Source organism: Hydrogenophaga flava NBRC 102514 (assembly GCF_001571145.1).
GTDB classification, from domain to species: Bacteria; Pseudomonadota; Gammaproteobacteria; order Burkholderiales; family Burkholderiaceae_C; genus Hydrogenophaga; species Hydrogenophaga flava.
In genome coordinates, this window is record NZ_BCTF01000013.1 from 78761 (window position 1) to 97353 (window position 18593).

Annotated in this window: 18 protein-coding genes; all 18 read right to left on the reverse strand. The window is 69.7% G+C overall.

All coding sequences use genetic code 11. From position 1 onward, the window contains the following. Positions 1–25: 25 nt before the first annotated feature. The 18 genes from HFL01S_RS12755 to HFL01S_RS12845 all read right to left on the reverse strand — a co-directional run bounded on the left by HFL01S_RS12755 (position 26) and on the right by HFL01S_RS12845 (position 18574). Positions 26–1357, reverse strand: a complete 1332-nt coding sequence (locus HFL01S_RS12755; RefSeq protein WP_066258963.1) for a type II toxin-antitoxin system HipA family toxin — start codon at positions 1355–1357, stop codon at positions 26–28. Continuing rightward, complete coding sequence (locus HFL01S_RS12760; protein ID WP_066258965.1) at positions 1354–1608, reverse strand: helix-turn-helix domain-containing protein; 255 nt, start codon at positions 1606–1608, stop codon at positions 1354–1356. The genes HFL01S_RS12755 and HFL01S_RS12760 overlap by 4 nt, the downstream gene beginning before the upstream one ends. Before the next feature lie 73 nt (positions 1609–1681). Then, entirely contained in the window at positions 1682–2584 is a 903-nt protein-coding gene (locus tag HFL01S_RS12765; RefSeq protein ID WP_066258968.1) for a carotenoid 1,2-hydratase family protein, read from the reverse strand. Next, complete coding sequence (gene crtD / locus HFL01S_RS12770) at positions 2518–4095, reverse strand: 1-hydroxycarotenoid 3,4-desaturase CrtD (RefSeq protein WP_066258970.1); 1578 nt, start codon at positions 4093–4095, stop codon at positions 2518–2520. Before crtD ends, HFL01S_RS12765 begins: the two co-directional genes overlap by 67 nt. Positions 4096–4117: 22 nt before the next feature. Beyond that, positions 4118–4927, reverse strand: a complete 810-nt coding sequence (locus HFL01S_RS12775; RefSeq protein WP_066258971.1) for a hypothetical protein — start codon at positions 4925–4927, stop codon at positions 4118–4120. A gap of 1 nt (position 4928) precedes the next feature. Next, entirely contained in the window at positions 4929–5873 is a 945-nt protein-coding gene (gene ispH, locus HFL01S_RS12780) for a 4-hydroxy-3-methylbut-2-enyl diphosphate reductase (RefSeq protein WP_066258975.1), read from the reverse strand. A gap of 35 nt (positions 5874–5908) precedes the next feature. Next, on the reverse strand, positions 5909–7360 hold the full coding sequence (pufC, locus tag HFL01S_RS12785) for a photosynthetic reaction center cytochrome PufC (RefSeq protein ID WP_084383271.1): 1452 nt from the start codon (positions 7358–7360) through the stop codon (positions 5909–5911). Beyond that, entirely contained in the window at positions 7360–8337 is a 978-nt protein-coding gene (gene pufM / locus HFL01S_RS12790) for a photosynthetic reaction center subunit M (RefSeq protein ID WP_066258977.1), read from the reverse strand. Before pufM ends, pufC begins: the two co-directional genes overlap by 1 nt. Before the next feature lie 23 nt (positions 8338–8360). Continuing rightward, complete coding sequence (pufL, locus tag HFL01S_RS12795; protein WP_066258978.1) at positions 8361–9200, reverse strand: photosynthetic reaction center subunit L; 840 nt, start codon at positions 9198–9200, stop codon at positions 8361–8363. Between the two features lie 118 nt (positions 9201–9318). After that, positions 9319–9519, reverse strand: a complete 201-nt coding sequence (gene pufA, locus HFL01S_RS12800; RefSeq protein WP_066258983.1) for a light-harvesting antenna LH1, alpha subunit — start codon at positions 9517–9519, stop codon at positions 9319–9321. Positions 9520–9531: 12 nt separating this feature from the next. Continuing rightward, positions 9532–9756, reverse strand: coding sequence for a hypothetical protein (locus tag HFL01S_RS12805; protein WP_066258987.1), 225 nt, complete (start codon positions 9754–9756; stop codon positions 9532–9534). A 39-nt stretch (positions 9757–9795) separates the two neighbouring features. Then, positions 9796–9939: a light-harvesting antenna LH1, beta subunit gene (gene pufB / locus HFL01S_RS12810; RefSeq protein ID WP_066258988.1), complete on the reverse strand. Its 144-nt coding sequence runs from the start codon at positions 9937–9939 to the stop codon at positions 9796–9798. 145 nt (positions 9940–10084) lie between these two features. Continuing rightward, entirely contained in the window at positions 10085–11566 is a 1482-nt protein-coding gene (gene bchZ, locus HFL01S_RS12815) for a chlorophyllide a reductase subunit Z (protein WP_066258990.1), read from the reverse strand. Further along, positions 11553–13100, reverse strand: a complete 1548-nt coding sequence (bchY, locus tag HFL01S_RS12820; protein ID WP_066258992.1) for a chlorophyllide a reductase subunit Y — start codon at positions 13098–13100, stop codon at positions 11553–11555. Before bchY ends, bchZ begins: the two co-directional genes overlap by 14 nt. 19 nt (positions 13101–13119) lie before the next feature. Continuing rightward, on the reverse strand, positions 13120–14127 hold the full coding sequence (locus HFL01S_RS12825) for a chlorophyllide a reductase iron protein subunit X (RefSeq protein ID WP_066258993.1): 1008 nt from the start codon (positions 14125–14127) through the stop codon (positions 13120–13122). Further along, positions 14127–16274 carry a chlorophyll synthesis pathway protein BchC gene (gene bchC / locus HFL01S_RS25695; protein ID WP_245644806.1) on the reverse strand — a complete coding sequence of 716 codons (2148 nt, stop codon included), beginning with the start codon at positions 16272–16274 and terminating at the stop codon, positions 14127–14129. The genes HFL01S_RS12825 and bchC overlap by 1 nt, the downstream gene beginning before the upstream one ends. A gap of 5 nt (positions 16275–16279) precedes the next feature. Continuing rightward, entirely contained in the window at positions 16280–17206 is a 927-nt protein-coding gene (locus HFL01S_RS12840; RefSeq protein WP_066258994.1) for a polyprenyl synthetase family protein, read from the reverse strand. Positions 17207–17329: 123 nt separating this feature from the next. Further along, positions 17330–18574, reverse strand: a complete 1245-nt coding sequence (locus HFL01S_RS12845; protein WP_066258998.1) for a Coenzyme F420 hydrogenase/dehydrogenase, beta subunit C-terminal domain — start codon at positions 18572–18574, stop codon at positions 17330–17332. Positions 18575–18593: the final 19 nt, after the last annotated feature.

An 18593-nucleotide genomic window follows, 5' to 3' on the forward strand; every position in this document is an offset into this window, starting at 1 on the left:
GCCAGCTGGCACAAGGTGCCGTTGTTCAGCGCTTGCCCAGCAAGGGCGAGCGGCCGATTTTGTTCGACTCGGTTTTCTGTTTGGGTGGTGGCGAGAAATCCTCAAACGCCGCAGGTGGCGCCCAGCCGCCCACCGCGTACACCCGCTGATCGCGCAGGCCCTGCACGCCTTCGGCCCAAGCCATGAGCATGCGTTTGCCGATGTCTTCAAAGCCGGGGTGTTGCGCCATGGCCTGGCGCACCTGCGGACCAACGTCCGCCACGGCGTCGCTGATGGCTTGCACCATGTGCTGCTGTTCCTTGGGCTGAATGCCGAATGTGGCGGCGATGAACTTCTGCAGGTTCTTGCCGGGCGTCCAGGTCTTCTTGCCCATGAATTCGATGCCGGGCGGGTTGTGCTGGAAGCCCGCGTACACGCTGGTGGTCAGCACGTCGTAGGCGGGGGAGAGGTGCACATCGGCCCGGCGGGTGTAGAGCAAGGCCAGGTTCTTGGCGTGGCAGTCGGCGTTGCGCAGTGCGTAGGTCAGCAGCAGGGTGGTGGCGAGCTGGCGGTAGGTTTCCAGCCGCTGGGCGCCGGGCACGTGGTCTCGCACGGCTTTCGCGATCCGCTCCCAGGTGGTGTCGTATTTGGCGGCTGGGCGCAGGCCCAGCAAACTGCAGAAATCTTCCATGCCCCAATGGGGTTGGCCTTGTTCGTTCACGTCGAAGCGGTGTACCACCAGCGCATGGCCGTCGTCTGACACTTCTGTTTTGGCGGTGGACATCACGCGGCTGGCCACCTGCATGCACAGGTGTTCGTTCAAGGCCACGAACGGCAGTTGGGCGCTGGAGCCCTTGATGATGTGACGGCGGGTCACGAGGCTGGCCTTCTTGTGCAGCGCCAGCGGTGCGCCGTCTTCGGCCTGCGCATCCAGGAACTTGGGCACCACGCCCGATACGCCGCTGGTGGCGTGCTCGCGCACCAGGGCGGCGAAGGCGGCTTCGGAGTTGTCGCCCCTCAGCAGCTCGGCCACTTCAATGGGCTTGGCCGGTTCGCTGAGTTCGGCGCCCTTTGCTGCCACCTGCAGGCGGCCCACCATGTTGCGGCCGACCACGGACAACAAGGCAATCGGGCTGGCGCCGATGTGCGGGCCGAACTGCTCTTGCAGCACCTGGAGCAGATAGCCCTCGGGCAGGTTCATCTGCAACACCGGGGGGAGCTGGTCGTCCCACACGTAGCTCTCGGTGCGCACGGGCATGGTGAGCGAGACGAAGTCGTCGGGCGCGGTGTCGGGGTTGTAGGCCAGCACGCTCTTGAAGTCGCCCGACTGCTCCAGCGTGGCCACATTGCGGCCCATGACGTAGACCGAGAGCTTCATGCCTGGTGGCGCTCGCGGCGCAGCTCATCCAGCGTGCCGGCCTGGCCGGTGGGAACCATGTTGAGCTCCATGCCCAGCACCGCCAGCACCGCCAGGAGCTTGCGCGATCCGAACTCGGCGCTGCGCCCCCGCTCGAAGCGGGACAGGGACTCGGCCGTGATGCCCGCTTGCGCCGCGACGAGACCCTGCTTCAGCCCGAGCGACTTGCGGCGCGCGGCGACGGTTTCACCGAGTTCCTGGAGGGTTTGCAATTGATATTTGCGTCAAAAAATTTACCAATGGACGAAATTATGACGTAAATATCAAAAACCACAAGCAATAGTTTTAGCCCCGCCGCGGCATGCGCCAGGGCAGCATGGCCTGCACGACCGGTGACACCAGGCGCGGCACGTTGAGCGTCTCGTGGAAGCTGGTCACGGTTTCGCCCAGCATCTGGCTCTGCAGCATGGCGCGCTGGTAGAACGGGGTGTCTTCAAGCTGCTGCATCACGCTCACCGGGCTGTTGCTGCGCATGCGCCGGTTCAGGCGCCAGGCGGTGCGGGGCAGGTCGCGCAGGGGCGGCGCGTCGAAGGGCGTCACGCGGCCGTCCGGGTGAAAGCGCAGCGCGAGCAGGCGGCCGCCCGGCTGGCCGGGTTCGACGTCGTAGAGCACGGCGGTGCTGCCATCAGCGAGCCGGCAGCGCGACCAGTCCCACTCGCGGAACGCGCGGTCCACCGGCTCCTCGCCTTCGTTGCTGTCGAGGTAGGCATGGCCGTGCCAGCGCTGGGCCGGGTGTTCCAGGTTCACTTCCACCCGCGCGCTGGGCGCGATCGGGCCCCAGTGGTGGCGGCCGTGTGCGTCCAGCGCGGTGCTGAAGCCGAACAGGCGCTCGGGCGTCACGTGCACGGTGCCGCGGATGCGGCGCGGCAGCGGCACGCCGACCTCGTCGATGTGCAGGGTCAGGTGCTGGCCGTCCCACTGCAGCTGGCTCAGGCCGAGGGTGAAGCAGTCGGCCTCGCGGTGGCAGTGGGTGGCGCCGCGTTCGGTCATGCTCCAGCGGTGGCCGCCCGGGTTGTAGATCGCCACGTTCAGGGCGCAATGGTCTTCGGGGTCGGCCGCGCCGCGGCGGCGCGCCCAGGCGTAGTAGGGCGAGAAGACGCTGCCGACGAAGGCGATGATGCTCAGGCCGTGTTGGCCGTCGTCGCTGAGGGCGTCGAGGTACCACCAGAGGTAGCCACCGGGTGCCACCGCCTGGTCAAAGCGGGGCTGGCCATCAGGGCCTCGGCCGCGAAGCGCCCGGACAGGGTCGCCATCGGCACCCCCGGCCCCGGGTGCACGCTGCCCCCCGCCAGGAACAGGCCCGGCACCGGTGTGCTGGCCACCGGCCGGGAGAAGGCCGAGCCCCAGCCGTGGCTCGCCTGGCCGTACAGGGCCCCGCCCGTGGCCGGGAAGCGGCGGTGGAAGTCCGCCGGTGTGGTGCGCTGCGCGGCCGGTCCCTGCGGCGTCAGTGGCAGACCGCAGCGGTGGAGCAGTTCGAAGGCTTGGGTCTCGCATCGGTCGAGCTCCTCGGGGGTGATGGTGTCGCCGTCGCCCATGGCGGGCGCGTTGACGAGGGCGAACAGGCGCTCGGGCGCGGCGCCGGTGGCGGTGGACCCGGCGGTGCCGCGGTCCTGCGCGCAGACGTAGACGGTGGGGGCGGCGGGCAGTCGGCCGCGCGCGAAGATGTCTGAAAACTCGCCGGCGTAGGGCGCGCGGTCGGCGTGCTGGAAGAACACGTTGTGGCGGTCCAGCGGGCAGTCGCCGGGGCGGGCATGCAGGGCCCAGGTGAGGGCCGAGAGCGAGCGCTGAGGCGCCCGGCGCGGCACGGCGCGCCGCAGCGGTTCACCCAGCAGGCCCGCGCGCAGCGCCGCGCTGTCGCCGTTGAAGACCACACTGTCGGCGCGCAGCAGCTCGCCACTGCTCAGGCGCACGCCCGCGACCCGGCCCTGCTGCAGCTCGATGCGTTCGCAGGCGGCGCCGTAGCGGAATACGGCGCCGCGCGCGGCGGCCAGCCGTTCCAGGCAGCGGGCGAGGGCATGCATGCCGCCGTCCACCGACCACACACCGTCCATCTCGACCTGCGCGATCAGCATCAGCGTGGCCGGGGCCTGCCAGGGCGAGGAGCCGGTGTAGGTGGCGTAGCGGGCGAACAGCTGGCGCAGGCGCGGGTCGGCGAACTGGCGGCCCAGGCTGCGCCAGAGGCCAGACAGCGGGCCCAGTGCGGTCAGCGTGGCCAGGCCGCGCAGTCCGATGTCGCGGGTGAGCTGCGCCGCATTGGGCGAGGGGTGGCGGATGTAGGGCGTCTCCAGCGTGCGGTAGACCGCACGGGCGCGTTCGCAGAAGGCCTGGAAGCGGCGCGCCTCGGCGGGGCCAGCCAGCTGCGCCACGGCCTCGGTCGAGGCGGCCGGGTCGGCGTGCAGGTCGAGCCGGCTGCCGTCGTCCCACCAGTGGCGGGCCAGCACCGCCAGCGGCGCGATCGACAGTTCGGCCTCCAGCGTGGTGCCGACCTCGGCCATGAGCTGGTCGAACACCCAGCGCATGGTGAACACGGTGGGGCCGCTGTCGATGGGCACGCCATCCACCCTGGGGGCGAAGAGCTTGCCGCCGGGCGCGTCCGAGGCCTCGACCACGGTGACCGCCAGACCGCGGTGTGCCAGCCGCAGCGCGGCAGACAGGCCGCCCATGCCGGCGCCGACCAAGACCACCTGGTGCGCACTCATCGGGTGACCCTTCCCGCGTGGTTCATGGCGGCGGCCCCGGCAGGTGGTAGACGTTGCCGCCCTCCACACGCACGTCGGGCGCGCGGTGCGGCGAGGGCCAGCGCCCCTGGTGCTCCAGCAGGCGCATTCGCACGAACAGCGATTCGGAAAAGTACTGGTGGCGGTAGGCCGCCTCGATGGCCTGCTGGTGCGCGCCCTTGTGCGCGTAGTCGAGCATCGAGGGCGTGTCCTTCCAGAGGCTGAAGGTGCACTGGCGGATCAGCGGCGCCTCACCCAGGCCCATGGCCAGGGTGCAGCCGCGGGCGTGCTGCATCGCGGCCTGCGCGGCGGGGGCGTTGCGCCAGAACTCCATCGCCCGAGCGGGCCGGATGCTGGCGCGCGTCAGGGCGGCCAGCGGCCGGTGGTCGGGGGGCGGGTCGTCGTCGTTGGCCGCGCGGGCCAGGGCGCCGAGCTGGGTGGCCTGGGTGGCGCCCCAGGCCTGGCCGTCCCACGAACCGCGCGCCGACTCCACCTCCAGCAGACCGCACCAGAACTCCGCCGCGCGCTCGCGGTAGGCACTGACCGTCGGCCCGGCCAGGAAGGCGCGCGCCTGGTCGGCGTGGTCGAACAGGGTGACCACGCCCTGGTGGCTGGCGCTGGGGCGCAGGCCGAAGCCGCCACCGGCGCCGCTGCCCATGACCTTGCTGAACATCAGCCCGGGCGTGTCCCGCAGCGAGGCCGGCCCCTGCACCAGGCGCATCCAGGCCCAGGTCTGGTGCTGGCGCCGCACGTTCACGAGCACCACCGCCACCACGCCCGTGAGCGTGATGAGGCCGGGCAGGGCGGCGACCATGTCAGCCCACCGGAGCGACCAGCTCCGCCGGCAGGCGAAAGTGAGCGCGCTCCTGCACGCCCGGCAGCTGCACCACCGGGCCGGCGTGCCGCTGTCGCAGGGCGCTGACGACCTGCTGCACCAGCAGCTCGGGCGTGGAGGCGCCGGAGGTGATGCCCACGCGCAGGGTCTGCAGCGCTGGCGAGGTCAGCCATTCGCTGCGGATGTCGCTCGCGTCCTGCACCAGGTGGGCCGGCACGCCCGCGTGTCCGGCCACCTCGCGCAGGCGGTTGGAGTTGGAGCTGTTGCGCGCACCGACCACCAGCACCACGTCCACCTGCGCGGCCAGCGCGCGCACCGCCACCTGGCGGTTCTGGGTGGCGTAGCAGATGCCGTCCACCTCGGGGCCGACGATGCGCGGGTAGCGGGCGTGCAGCGCGGCGATGATGTCGCGCGTGTCGTCCAGGCTCAGGGTGGTCTGCGTCACGTAGGCCAGCGGCGCGTCGGCCGGCAGGGGCAGCGCCTGCACGTCCTCGACCCGGCTCACCAGGTGCACCGGCGCGTCGACCTGGCCCATGGTGCCCACCACCTCTTCGTGCCCGGCGTGTCCGATCATCAGCAGGGTGTGGCCCTGGCGCACGAAGCGCTGCGCCTGCTGGTGCACCTTGCTCACCAGCGGACAGGTGGCGTCCACCGCGTGCAGGCCCAGGCGCTGGGCCTGGTCCACCACGCGGGTGGCCACGCCGTGCGCGCTGAACACCAGCTGCGCGCCTTCGGGCACCGCGTCCAGCGCGTCGACGAACACCACCCCGCGCGAGCGCAGGTCGTTCACCACCCACTGGTTGTGGACGATCTCGTGGAACACATAGACCGGCGCACCGTGTTGCTCCAGCACCCGCTCGACGATCTCGATCGCGCGCGTCACGCCGGCGCAGAAGCCGCGGGGCTGGGCCAGCAGGACGGGCATGGTGGCGACCTCATGGGCGTGGGTGGAGGAGGGCTTCAGCGCGCGGCGTTGATCTCGACCCGGCGCGCGTCGGCGCTGGCGCCGGCCACGGCCAGTTCGGGTTTCCTGAGCTCGATGCGGTCCTCGGCCACGCCCGCGGCCTTGAGCGCGTCGCGCACGCTGAAGGCCCGGCGCTTGGACAGCTCCATGTTGGCGTCCATGTTGCCGCTCTGGTCGGCAAAGCCCGAGATAGTCACCTTCACGCCCGGCTCGGCGGCCAGCAGCTTGGCGGCGTCGGCAATCACCTTGCGCGCCTCGTCGGTGAGGTTGTCCTTGCCCACGGTGAACAGCACCTTGGCCGGCAGCAGGGCGGCCAGGGCCTCGGACGGTGCGGCGGCTGCCGCGGTGGCGACGGCTGGAGCGTCACCCGCAGCGGGCACGCCGTCGGCCGGTGCCGCCGGTATGGCGGCCGTCTTCTCGACCGCCTCGCGCAGCGCGGCCAGGCCTGGGTAGTCCTTGACCATGGGCGCGCCGAACAGCGGCTTGTAGGCGCCCTGGTGGCAGGTGGCGCAGTTGAGCTTGGCCACGTCGCCCAGCTCGCCCTTGCGGTTGGCCGGGAAGGTCGGGGTCAGCGGCTCCATGTGCTGGTTGTTCAGGTCGCGCACCATGCGGATGCCGTGGAAGGCCGTCAGCCGCTGCGGCGGTCCGCCGTCCCATTTGCTGAACGACTGGGTGCTGTGGCAGAAGGTGCAGTTCACACCCAGCGAGGCCGACATGTGCGTCATCAGGCTGTAGGTGGTCTCGGTGCGCGCGATGCTGGCGACGTGGTCGGTGGGCAGCGCCTTGGTGGACTGCACGCGGATCGGTTTGCTGCCCGAGAGGTAGGGCGTGAACGGGTCGTAGGGCAGCGAGGCGAGCTTGACGCTGGATGCGGGCGTGTTCTGCGCCATCTTGTTGCCGATGAAGTCGGCCCCCTTGTCCTGCACCGGTGGCTTGAACCACACGAACTTGGGAACGGGCTGGCCGCGGTGGCAGGTGAAGCAGGTGACACCGGTGGTGGAGACGTGGTTCTTCCAGTCGCTGTTGATGGTCTGCGTCATCTTGACCATGTTGCGCGCGACCAGCTTGGTGTAGAGGCTGTCGTCGGCGAAGTTGGCCGGGTTGTGGCAGTAGTTGCAGCCCTGTTCGGGCGGCGCCACCCAGGCGGTCATCGAGACCATCAGGTTGGTGAAGTCGCCCACGCTCAGGTGGCCCAGCACCTTCACGTTCTGGTAGACCTCGCTGGCCTTGGGGCCGTCGGGCGCCGGGGCCGGCGCGGGTGGCGGTGGCTGGTTGGCCTCGATCACGCCTTCCATGGTGCGCGGGTTGTAGACCTGGACCATGCCGGTGCCGCGGTAGCCGTTCTGCACCGTGTCCATCGGCGGGCGCTCGCAGGCCGTCAGCAGCACCAGGGAACCCAGGGCCAGCAGCTTGAGCCAGCCGGCGTGTGCGGTGTGTCGGGTGTTCATCACTTGGCTCCTGGGGTGAGTGCGGGGTCCATCACCGCAGGGAACACATCGGGGTACGGGGGCGCCACGCCATGCTTGATGGCCCAGAGGTACCAGTTGTCTACCACCGTGCCGGTCAGCAGGATGCCGATGCCGCCCACCAGCGGGCACAGCACGGCGAACCACCAGGCCCAGCGGTGGATGGATTCCATCGTGGCGTTGAAGCCCATGGTCCAGCGCCAGAACAGGGCGGCGCGTTCGCTGGCGGTGCCGCGGTCGACGATCTGCTCGATCTCGCGCTCGCCGCCGAAGCGGCTGACCGCCAGGATGGTGGCGCCGTGCATCGCGAACAGCAGCGTCGCGCCATACAGGAAGGCGATCGAGAGCGCGTGGAACGGGTTGTAGAACAGGTTGCCGTAGCGCAGCGAGAAGGCGGCCGTCCAGTCCAGGTGCGGGAAGATGCCGAAGGGCACGGCCTCGCTCCACGAACCCATCAGCACCGGGCGAATGAAGCCCAGCACCAGGAACAGCCAGATCGCGGCGGCAAACGCCCAGGCCACGTGCGTACCCATGCCGAGCTGGCGCGCCCGGGTGTAGGTGCGGGCCCACCACAGCAGCACCGAGATGGTGAGGAAGCCGCCGGCCATCAGCCACCAGCCGCCGTCGTTGAGCGGCGGCAGCGACAGACCGTACTGCGCGGGCGGCGGCTCCAGCGAGAGCCAGAACAGCTGGCGCACGAACTGGATCGGGTCCCAGTTCACCGAGGCCAGCATGTTGAAGCCCATGATGTTGATCGCCAGCACGCCGAAGATCAGCGAGGCGATGCCCATCGCGCCCAGGTAGATGGGACCGATCTGGGCGTTGCCCAGGCGGCCCAGCAGGTGGAAGATGGCCGGCTCCTTGCCGGTGCGCGGGCTGTTGCCGCGCGGCAGCGGCACGCCGTGGTGCAGCGGGCCGGTGGCCTGCACGGTGGTGAAGAGGTTCTGGTATTGCGCCATGGTGGTTCTCCTCGGGTTGCTTCTTATTTCAGAGGCCACTGGGCCCAGATCGGCATGTTCAGCCACCAGCCCCACCACTCGGGCCAGCCGCGGCTCCAGAAGGGCCCGCTGATCACGATGCACAGGGCGCTGAACAGCACCGCGGCCAGCGCCAGGAACAGGCCCAGGCGGTGGATGCCCAGGGTGCCGATGGAGTAGCCGATGGTGTCGCGAAAGAACGTGTCCTCGTGCTCCGGCGTCTTCACCACTTCGCCCTTCTTTGGGTTGGTGGCCGAGAGGATCAGCGAGCCGTGCAGCGAGAGCGCGAACGTGGTGGCGAAGAAGAAGCTCACCGCGATCATGTGCGCCGGGTTGTAGTGGAAGTGCAGGTACTGGTAGCCCACGTTGGACACCCAGTCCAGGTGGCTGAAGATGCCGTAGGGGAAGCCGTGGCCCCAGGCGCCCAGCAGCACGGGGCGGATGACGACCAGCGTCACGTAGGCCAGGATGGCGACGCTGAACGCGGCGGGCACGTGGTAGCCCATGCCCAGTTTTCGGCAGATCTCCACCTCGCGCAGCGCCCAGGAGCCGAAGGCACCGATGGCGCAGACGGTGATGAGCTGCCACAGGCCACCTTCCATCAGCGGCGCAAAGCGCAGGCCGTAGGACAGGTCGGGCGGCGCGATGCTGATCTGCCAGAGGTTCCAGGTGGGGCCCTGCGAGGCGCCCCAGAGGATCATGGCGGTGCCCAGGAACGCGAAGAACAGGGTGGTGACGCCGAAGAAGCCGACGTAGAACGGACCCACCCAGAAGTCGAACAGGTCGCCGCCCACCAGTGTTCCGCCTCGAACCCGGTATTTCTTTTCAAAGTTGAGCATGGCCATGGTGCGGCCCTCCTGACTCAGGTGGTGTTAGGACGTTTTGGCAATCGAATGGGGGAGGGGCGTAGATGCTGCGCTGTGCCCGCGCGCAGTCGCAGCATCTGCACACCTCGTGCGGCGTTCAGGACGTCGCAGAAGGGGTGGCAGCGGGCATCGGCGCCAGCTGCGCCGCGGCCGCCGGGGCCTTTTTCGGGCCGTCGAGCCAGTTGAACTTGTTGGTGCTCAACAGGATGAGGTGGATCATGACTGCGATGGCAAACAGGAACACCGCTTGCGCAACCATGGTCCGGAGGGGGTCGAAAAGACGCCAGATTCTCCACATGATGTTTTCTCCTTAGATCAGTTGGGACATGACCGTGTAAACCGCGGCATGCACGCCCGAGAAGATGCTGGTCTTGTGTTCGGCGCCAGGCAGCCACTGCTGCCAGTGCAGACCGACCAGCAGACCCAGCAGGGCCACCGACAGCAGCAACAGAAAGCACGGTGCAAAGATCAGGACAAACGACAGCTTGTCTTCCCGGTGAGTGGGCTTATGGGTCTCATAAGACACGACGTTCATGGCAGTTCTCCAATCATGAAAAGTCAGGCCAGTCCGGACTCAGAGCCAGGGCCGCCAGAACCACACCAGGACGTGGGCAACCACGGCGATGGCCGTGAACCCGATGAAGCCCTGGATGTAGTACTGGTGGAACTCCTGAGCTTCCTCGTCGGTCAGGCCGGAAATCGATGTCCGTGTAGCCATACGAATGCTCCTTTTCAATAAGGCCGTGAGGCCTGCGTTGCGCCCGACCCGCGCAACCTGGGCAGCCGCAGCGAGGCGCCACGACATGGGGGTGGACCGGCCCTGGGGCCGGAATCCGGAAGGGGTTGGCGTGCCGCCATGTGCTTCATGCCGGCTCTCCCAGGCCGAGTTCGCGGCCCGCGGTGTTGACGTGTTCTTCGCTGACGGCGGCATCGCCGCCTTCGCGCGCGCGCTGCTCGGCGGTGTCGCGCAGCCGCTTGGCCACCGAGATCTGCACCAGCACCGGCTGGTTCGAGATCAGGGCGTGCAGGCGGGTCTGGGCGCGGTCGTCCCAGGGCGTGGCCAGGCCGGCCGCCGCGCCACGCGCCAGCGTCGGGTCGACCTTATCCATGTCGGTGCCCAGCGGCAGGATGTGAAACAGCGCGTCGAACAGCGCGTTGCACACCTCCTGGATCAGGTAGGTCGCGCCGCTGTAGCCCATGAACGGCGTGCCGGTGTGGCGGCGGATGATGGCGCCCGGGAAAGAGGCCGGAATGAAGGCCGCGCGCATCGGGCCGGTGCTCCCCGCCTCGGCCAGGTACATGCGCTCGTTGTAGCTGCCGAACAGGATCAACGGCGTCTGGGTCTTCACCAGTTCGCGCACCGCCGCGTTGTCGGTTTTTTCACCGGCCTTGCGCGAGACCGCAAACCGGCAGGGCAGGCCCATCTCGGTTTCCAGGAAGTGCTGCAGGCCGCGCGCATAGGTGCCGTTGGCCACCACCGCAAAACTCGCGGTGGCAAAAAAGTCCTGCGTGACCGAGCGCCACAGGTCCCACACCGGCTTGATGGTGGTGTGCTTCTCGCGCTCGATGAACGGTTCCGGGTCCAGGCCCAGAAGCTCGCCGAGCGTGCGCAAAAACTTCGTGGTGCTGTGCAGGCCGATGGGGGCCTGCAGATACGGCCGGTCGAGGGCTTCGCACAGCATGCGGCCGAACTCGCGGTACATGCAGATGTTCACGTCGGCCTCGACCAGACGCGAGACTTCGGAGAGGTGGCTGCCCAGCGGGAACACCAGGTTGATCTCGGCGCCAATGCCCTGCACCAGGCGGCGGATCTCGGCCAGGTCGCTGGCGCTGTTGAACACGCCGTAGCTCGGGCCGATGATGTTGACGCGCGGCTTCTCGCCCGCAGGGCGTTCGGCCAGCGGCTTGCGCGCCGGCACCTTCTTCATGCCGTACTCGCTCCAGAGCCAGAACATCGCGCGGTCGGCGCATTGCCACTGGTCTTCGTCGATGGTGCGCGGCAGGAAGCGCATGAGGTTCGTGCCCTCGGGCGTCACGCCGCCGCCGATCATCTCGGCGATGGAACCGGTGACGACCACGGCGGGCAACTCGGGGTCGAGCACCGCGTGGGCGCGCTTCATCGAGCCCTCGGTGCCTTCGCGGCCCAGCTGCTCTTCGGCCAGACCGGTGACGACGATGGGCAACTCGTGCGGGGGCAGCGCATCGGTGTAGTGCAGCACGCTGGTGACCGGCAGGTTCTCGCAGCCCACCGGGCCATCGATCACCACCTGCAGGCCCTTGATGGCGGTGAACACATACACCGCACCCCAATAGCCCCCGGCGCGGTCGTGGTCAAGCACCAACATCTTGTGACCCCCGCTTCTTGGCCGCCTTCTCGTTGAGACGGCGCATTTCCTTGCGGAAGTTCGGAAACGGCTTGGGCACGTCTTCCCACACGCCGGCCTCGTCGCCCTGGCCGACCCCGCCGAAGAACTCCTTCATCGCGTTGAAACGGTGCTGGTTGCCCATGGCGGCGTTGACCACCTGGATCAGCGAGCCCGCACCGGCGACGCCCATCAACGGGCGGGCGGAGATCAGGTTGGTGTAGTACAGGGCCGGCACGCAGGCTTCCTTGGCCGCCTGCACCACCGGCGTGGTGCCGATGGCCAGCTGCGGCTGGTACTCGTGCAGCGCGTCGAGGTCGTTTTCCAGCGAGGCGCGGAACTGCACCTGCACGCCCTTGGCACGCAGCCAGTCGGCGTCGTGTGCGTTCCACGGCGTGGCCGGGCAGGCCGAACCGACGTAGCGCAGGTCGGCACCGCATTCGACCAGCAGGCGACCCACCAGCAGCTCGGAACCTTCGTAGCCGCTGAGCGTGATGCGGCCGTTGATCTTCTGTTGCGAGAGCACACCGCGGATCGCGCCGAGCGTCTGGTTGCGCGCGGTGTCGATGAGGGCCTGCGACACGCCGGTCGCGTCGCCGATGGCGCCGAGCCAGTCGTGCGTGCCGTCCACACCCACCGGCGCCGAGCCCACGATGGGGCGGCCGGCGGCCTGGAACTCGCGGATGCTGGCTGTGTAGAACGGGTGGATGGCGGCCACCGCCGCGCCGTCGAGCGCGGCGTACAGCTCGCGCCATTCGCGGGTGGGCGCCGTGGTGCCGACGGCCAGGCCCATGGGTGCGATCATCTGGGCGATCAGCATCGGGTCGGCCGGGAACATCTCGCCCAGCAGGGTGATGGTGGGCTTGTCGCTGCGGGCCTGGCGCGGTGCCGGCACCGGGCCGGCCATGACTTCCTGCCGCGCGTACTTCAGCATGGCGCCGGTCAGCACGTCTTTCGCTTCGGCGTGGGTCGGCACGCCGAAGCCGGGCACGTCGATGCCGATGATGCGCACGCCGTTGATCGAGGGCGGCAGCAGCTGCAGTGGCACACCGCTGGCGGTGGGCACACAGAGGTTGATGATGACGATCGCGTCGAGCTGGCTTGGATCGGCCTGGGCGTGCACCGCCTCGCGGATGTCCTCGAAGAGTTTGCCGGTGACCAGCGATTCGCTGTTGAAGGGCACGTAGCCCACGCTGCGGCGCGCGCCGTAGAAGTGCGACGTGAAGGTCAGGCCGTAGACGCAGCAGGCCGAGCCGCTGAGGATGGTGGCGGTGCGGCGCATGCGCAGGCCCACGCGCAACGAGCCAAACGCCGGGCACATGCTCTGGGGCTGGTCGTGCGGGCCGACATGTTCGCCCTTGGGGTAATCCTGCGCGTACTGCGCCAGCACCTCGCTCTTGCCGGCGGCCTTGGCGGCGGCCAGCAGCGTCTCGCCACCCGCATGGCAGCCCATGCCGTCGCCTTCGATGGCGGTGGCGCCAGCCGGCGCGGGGATGATCGGGATGACGGCGTTCATGGCGTCGGGCTGTTGGGGTTCAGACTTCGTCGTAAACCACTTCGAGCGAGGGCTTGACCGTCTCGCTCTTGCCGCACATGTCGAACTCGGTGGCCGGCACCAGCACCACGTCGCGGCCGACCGAGGAGGCGGAGAAAAGGCCCAGCAGGCCGTCTTGCGTCAGAGGAGTCGGGCGCATGGGGGATGAGGCGTCCACGTTGGCGGCCAGCTGGGCAAAAAGCGGACCCCACGCCGAGTCGGGGCGACCGATGATTTCGTAGCTCGCGCTCTTGCGGCGGATATCGTCGTCGGCCGGAATCACCGAGAGCACCGGGATGCCGACGGCGGTGGCGAAGGCCTGTGCCTCGCCGGTGCCGTCGTCGCGGTTGATCACCATGCCGGCCACGCCGACGTTGCCGCCGAGCTTGCGGAAGTACTCGACCGCGCTGCACACGTTGTTGGCGACGTACAGGCTCTGCAGGTCGTTGCTGCCGACGACGATGACCTTCTGGCACATGTCACGCGCGATCGGCAGGCCGAAGCCGCCGCAGACCACGTCGCCCAGGAAGTCGAGCAGCACGTAGTCGAAGCCCCACTCGTGGAAGCCGAGTTTTTCCAGCAGCTCGAAGCCGTGGATGATCCCGCGCCCGCCGCAGCCGCGGCCGACCTCGGGGCCACCGAGTTCCATGGCGTAGACGCCGTCGCGCTTGAAGCAGACGTCGCCGATCTTGACCGGCTCGCCGGCCAGCTTCTTCTTCGACGAGGTCTCGATGATGGTCGGGCAGGCGCGGCCGCCGAACAGCAGGCTGGTGGTGTCACTCTTGGGGTCGCAGCCGATCAGCAGCACCTTCTTGCCCTGCTGGGCCATCATGTAGCTGAGGTTGGCGAGCGTGAAGCTCTTGCCGATGCCACCCTTGCCGTAGATCGCGATGATCTGCGTCTCTTTCTTGACCTCGCCGGTGTGCACCGGATCGGGCTCGATGGCGGCCTCCTGGCGCAGCTGGGCCTGGAAGTGGACCGGGTGACTCTTGATTTCAGGGGCGTTCATCAGTGTCTCCAGTCGAGGACCATCTTCAGACAGTGGGGATCGCCGAAGGCGACCTCGTAGGCATCCCGCGCTTGCGCCGGCGTGTGGGTGTGGGTGATCAGGCCGTCCAGCGACAGGCGGCCGGTGTTGACGAGTTCGGTCACGGCCAGCAGGTCGGCGCGCTTCCATTCGGCGGCGACGCGGATGCTGGCTTCGCGCATGAAGGCCGGTGCGTAGGCGAACGAAATGTCCTGGTGGTAGAAGCCCGCCAGCACCACCTCGCCGCCCTTGTCCAGGCGCGGAATGACCTTGTGCAGGATCTGCGCGTCGCCGCTGACGTCGTAGATCGCGCGGTAGTTCTTGCGCTCGTCCTCGTCGGGGTGCCGCACCTCGTAGCCCTCGGCGCCGTCCTGGCGCAGCGCCTGCGTTTCCCAGACCACCGGGGCCGGTGCGCCGGAGGCCACGGTCAGCCGCGCCAGCAGGCGGCCCATCACGCCGTGGCCGACGATCAGGTCGGGCGGGGTGTCGGGGTCGCGCGTGCCGCCGTAGGTGACGGTGTGGTACGCGGTGGCGGCCAGGGCCAGCAGCACCGCGTCGGCGCTCTGGCTGTCGACACGCACCACGCGGCTGGCCGGCACGACCAGGCGTTCGCCGGCGCCACCGAACAGGTTGTGCACGCCCTCGAAGCTGTAGGAGCCGGGCACGAACACGCGGTCGCCGACGGCCAGTGGCACGTCGCCCAGGGTGCGCAGCACGCGGCCGACGGTTTCGTAGCCGGGCACCAGCGGGTAGCCCATGCCGGGGAAGGGCGGCATGCTGCCGTCCCAGAGCAGGCGCTCGGTGCCGGTGCTGATGCCGCTGTACTCGACCTGCACCTCGATGTCGCCAGGCGCCATGGCGCGCAGGTCCAGCGACTGCACCGACAGCTGGCAAGGGCTCTGGAAGACGATGGCGGCGGATTTCATGCGGCACCTCCGGCGGGGGGTGGCCGCCCGGCTGGCCTGGGCCCGCGACTTGCGGCCGACCAGGATCTGGGCGTGCAGCGGCACCGGGCTGGGCGCCAGCTCGATGTGGGTGAAACCCGCCTGCGCCATCAGGCCGGCCAGGGCCTGCGGCGTGCGCAGGCGGCCGCTGCCCATGGCCATCAGGTAGAAGTGGAAGTAGGGGTCGATCGGGCTCTCGCCCTCGGCCTGCGCCATCGGTTCGGCCAGCACCAGGGCACCGGCCACCGGCAGGCTGTCGTAGATCGCGCGCAGCAGGCGCAGCACGGTGGCGTCGTCGTGGTCGTGCGCCACGCGCACCAGGGTCACCAGGTCGGCGCCGGTGGGCAGGGGGTCGGTGATGAAGCTGCCGCCGTGGGTGCTGACGCGCGCGCCGAGGCCGAGGCCGAGGCGGGCGATCTGTTCGCGCGCCAGTTCGGCCACCGGCGGCAGGTCGAACAGGGTGCAGTGCAGCTGCGGGTGGCGCTGCGCCAGCGCGCTGACCCAGCCGCCCATGCCGCCGCCCACGTCCAGCACGCGCTGGTGGTCGGCGAAGGGGTAGGCCGCGAGCAGCTCGTCGATCACGAAGCGCTGCGAAGTGGACATCAGCGCCGAGTAGCGGCTGAAGGTCTCGGCGGGTGCGCCGTCGCGCGGCTGGTGCGGGGTGTAGGGCCAGTAGGTGTGCATCTGCGCCTGGTTCGGGTCGCGCAGCAGGGCCAGCGGATCGCGCAGGTCGTCGTACAGCGTGGCGTTGTGCTCGACCATCTCGCGGATGCCGGCGTGCGCGGCGACCGGCGCACCCAGGGCGCCGAGCCCGTAGCGGCCGCAGCTGCGGCGGTTCATCAGGCCCATGGCCACGGCGGAGTCGAGCAGGCGCTGCAGGCTGGCCGCCTGCAGGCCGGAGAGGGCGGCCAGTTCGTCGAGCGTGCGTGGCGACTCGGCCAGGGTCTCCAGCAGGTGCAGCCGCACGCAGGCCAGCAGCACCTGGGTGTGCACGAAGCCGGCCATGCAGGCGAACAGCCGGGCCGAGCGGCGGCGCACCAGCCAGCGCGTCATCACCGAGCCCATGGCCCAGCGGTGCAGGGCGGGGCTGGTGCTCCAGCGGTCGATGCGCGCGGCCAGGCGCTCGCGCCAGCCACCGGGTGTGACCGCCAGCGGCATCGACGAGGGGCTGTGCACGGCGTCCATGGCGTTCAGGCGACGGCGCCGCGCAGCGGGATGGAACCGGCGCGCGGCGCCGACGGGGCCGCGCTGGCGATGCGCTCGCAGGTGTCCGGGGGAATCAGCCGCGCGGATTCCTGCAGCACCAGGGCGCGCATGGCCCCGCGGTGTGCGCAGTCGGGCACGGCGTCCACCGCGTCCTGCATCAGTTGCTGGAAGTAGCCCAGGGCACCCGCCAGGCCGAGGTCGTCGGCCGCGCTGGGGCGGTGGTGCTGCAGGTCCTGGCCGCTGGGCTTGCCCAGCTCGTCGCTGCCCAGCATCACGTCGCGGATGTCGTCGGCCACCTGGTAGGCCTCGCCCAGGCATTCGCCCAGGCTGCGCCAGCCCAGCGGGTCGGCGCCGGCGGCCTGCGCCCCGGCACAGGTGGAGGCCACGAACAGGGCGCCGGTCTTGGCGCGCTGGTAGCGGCTGAGCGATGCGCGGGGTTCGCACTCCCAGGCCTGCCCGGCGACGATGCCGTCCGGCGCGCCGGCGGCCGAGCACAGGGTGGCGAGCAGGCCGGTCAGGCGGCCGGGGTGGCGGGTGCCCGCGCGGGCCATGGCCTGGAAGGCCATCACGATCAGGCCGTCGCCCGAGAGCAGGGCCAGCGGTTCGCCGTGCAGCTTGTGCACCGAGGGCAGGCCGCGGCGCAGGTCGGCGTCGTCGAAGCAGGGCATGTCGTCGTGCACCAGCGAGGCGCAGTGCAGCAGCTCGATGGCGACGGCGGCGGCGTCGGTCAGTTCGGGGGCGTCGTCACCGCAGGCCTGGGCCACGGCCAGACAGAGCTGGGGACGGATGCGGGCGCCACCGGGAAACACGGCATGGCGCATGGCGGCCATGAGCCGGGGAGGGGCGCTGGGGCTGAGCGCACAGGTCAGCTCCTGTTCGAGCGCCTGCTGTATGCGTGCCAACATGTCCATGGGCCCCCTCATCGGGTGGAGCATTTGTCATCAACATGTGACAAGTGCTGGTGTCAATCTAACATGACACATCAGTTTGTCAATGGCGCGTGACTGTATTTCTTCGGTGCTACGGGTAAGCACCTAGTCGTGATCTTTGGCACGGTAGGGACGGGCCAGCGCCCGGACATGCCCGGGCACCATCGACTTCACGCGGGCTGGCGCCTCCCGCTCCAGGTGCACCAGCGTCTCCAGCGCCTTCATCTCGACGCGGGCGCGGGCGAACTCCAGCCCGCGCGGGCCCAGCCGGGGCATCAGCCAGGCGACCACGGGGCGCAGCCAGTCGGGCATGCGGCGCAGTGGCAGGCCGCCGGCGGCCCGCTCCAGGTTTTTCAGGAAGCCCTGCACCGCGCCGGCGCGCCGCCCGGCGCTGCCCGGCGCCTGACAGTGCACCTCGTCGCCCAGCAGGTCCAGCAGCGCCTGGCCCCGGGCGTTGCGCACCAGCAGCCACTGCTCACCCTGGCCCCCCATGTAGCCGACGGTGAGGTCGGACAGGGTGTTGGTGTAGTCCACGCAGGTGCGGCAGGTGAGCGGGAAGAAGTCCGGCGGCAGCTTGGACAGTGGCAGCTGCAGGAAGGGAATGGTGCGCACCGCGCCGTCCTTCATGCGCATCTCGACCCGGTAGTCGGCGCGGAACTCCAGGTAGTTCACCTCCTGCGGCCGGTCCGAGACGAGTTCCAGGAACTGGTGGAAGCGCTCGGTGCTGGTGTTGTCGGAACAGGGGATGCCGATCACGTGCAGGGCCTGCAGGCCGTGGTCGCGTTCGAGCTGCGGCTGGATGGCGCGCAGGGCGTAGATCTGGCAGGGAATGCCGATCACGGCCAGGCGCTTGAGGCCCCGCTGCAGCGCCGGCTCGACCAGGGCGATCAGCGGCGCGTAGCCCATGCGCATGCCGCGGCACAGCGCCATGTCTTCGGCCCGGGTCACCACCACCGGCATCGGCCGCCAGGGGTCGTCCGGGTGCGGCGCCATCGCGATCACCGCATCCACCTCGCCAGTCTCCAGCAGCCGCTGGGCGATGCGGGTGGTGATGCCGGTCCACTGCGCGCCGGGCAGCGGCTGTCGCATTCGGGCCTGGTGCATCTGCCGGAACGGTCCGAAAAAGCGCTCGTCGTCGCCCCCGCTGTCGGCCGTGGCGGGCGCGCCCGGGGCGGCGCGCGTGCGGCCATGCACCCGCTGCTCCAGTGCCGGGTAGTCGGGCTGGATGAACTGGCAGGCCTGGCCGCAGCGGTGTGGGTCGGCGGTGCGCGAGAGGCCGCAGTCGGTGCACAGCCGGCGCGGCGGGCCCTCGGGCAGGTCGGGGTGCCAGGGCGGCTGGGGGGTGTTCACGGTGGGTCCGGCGAGGATC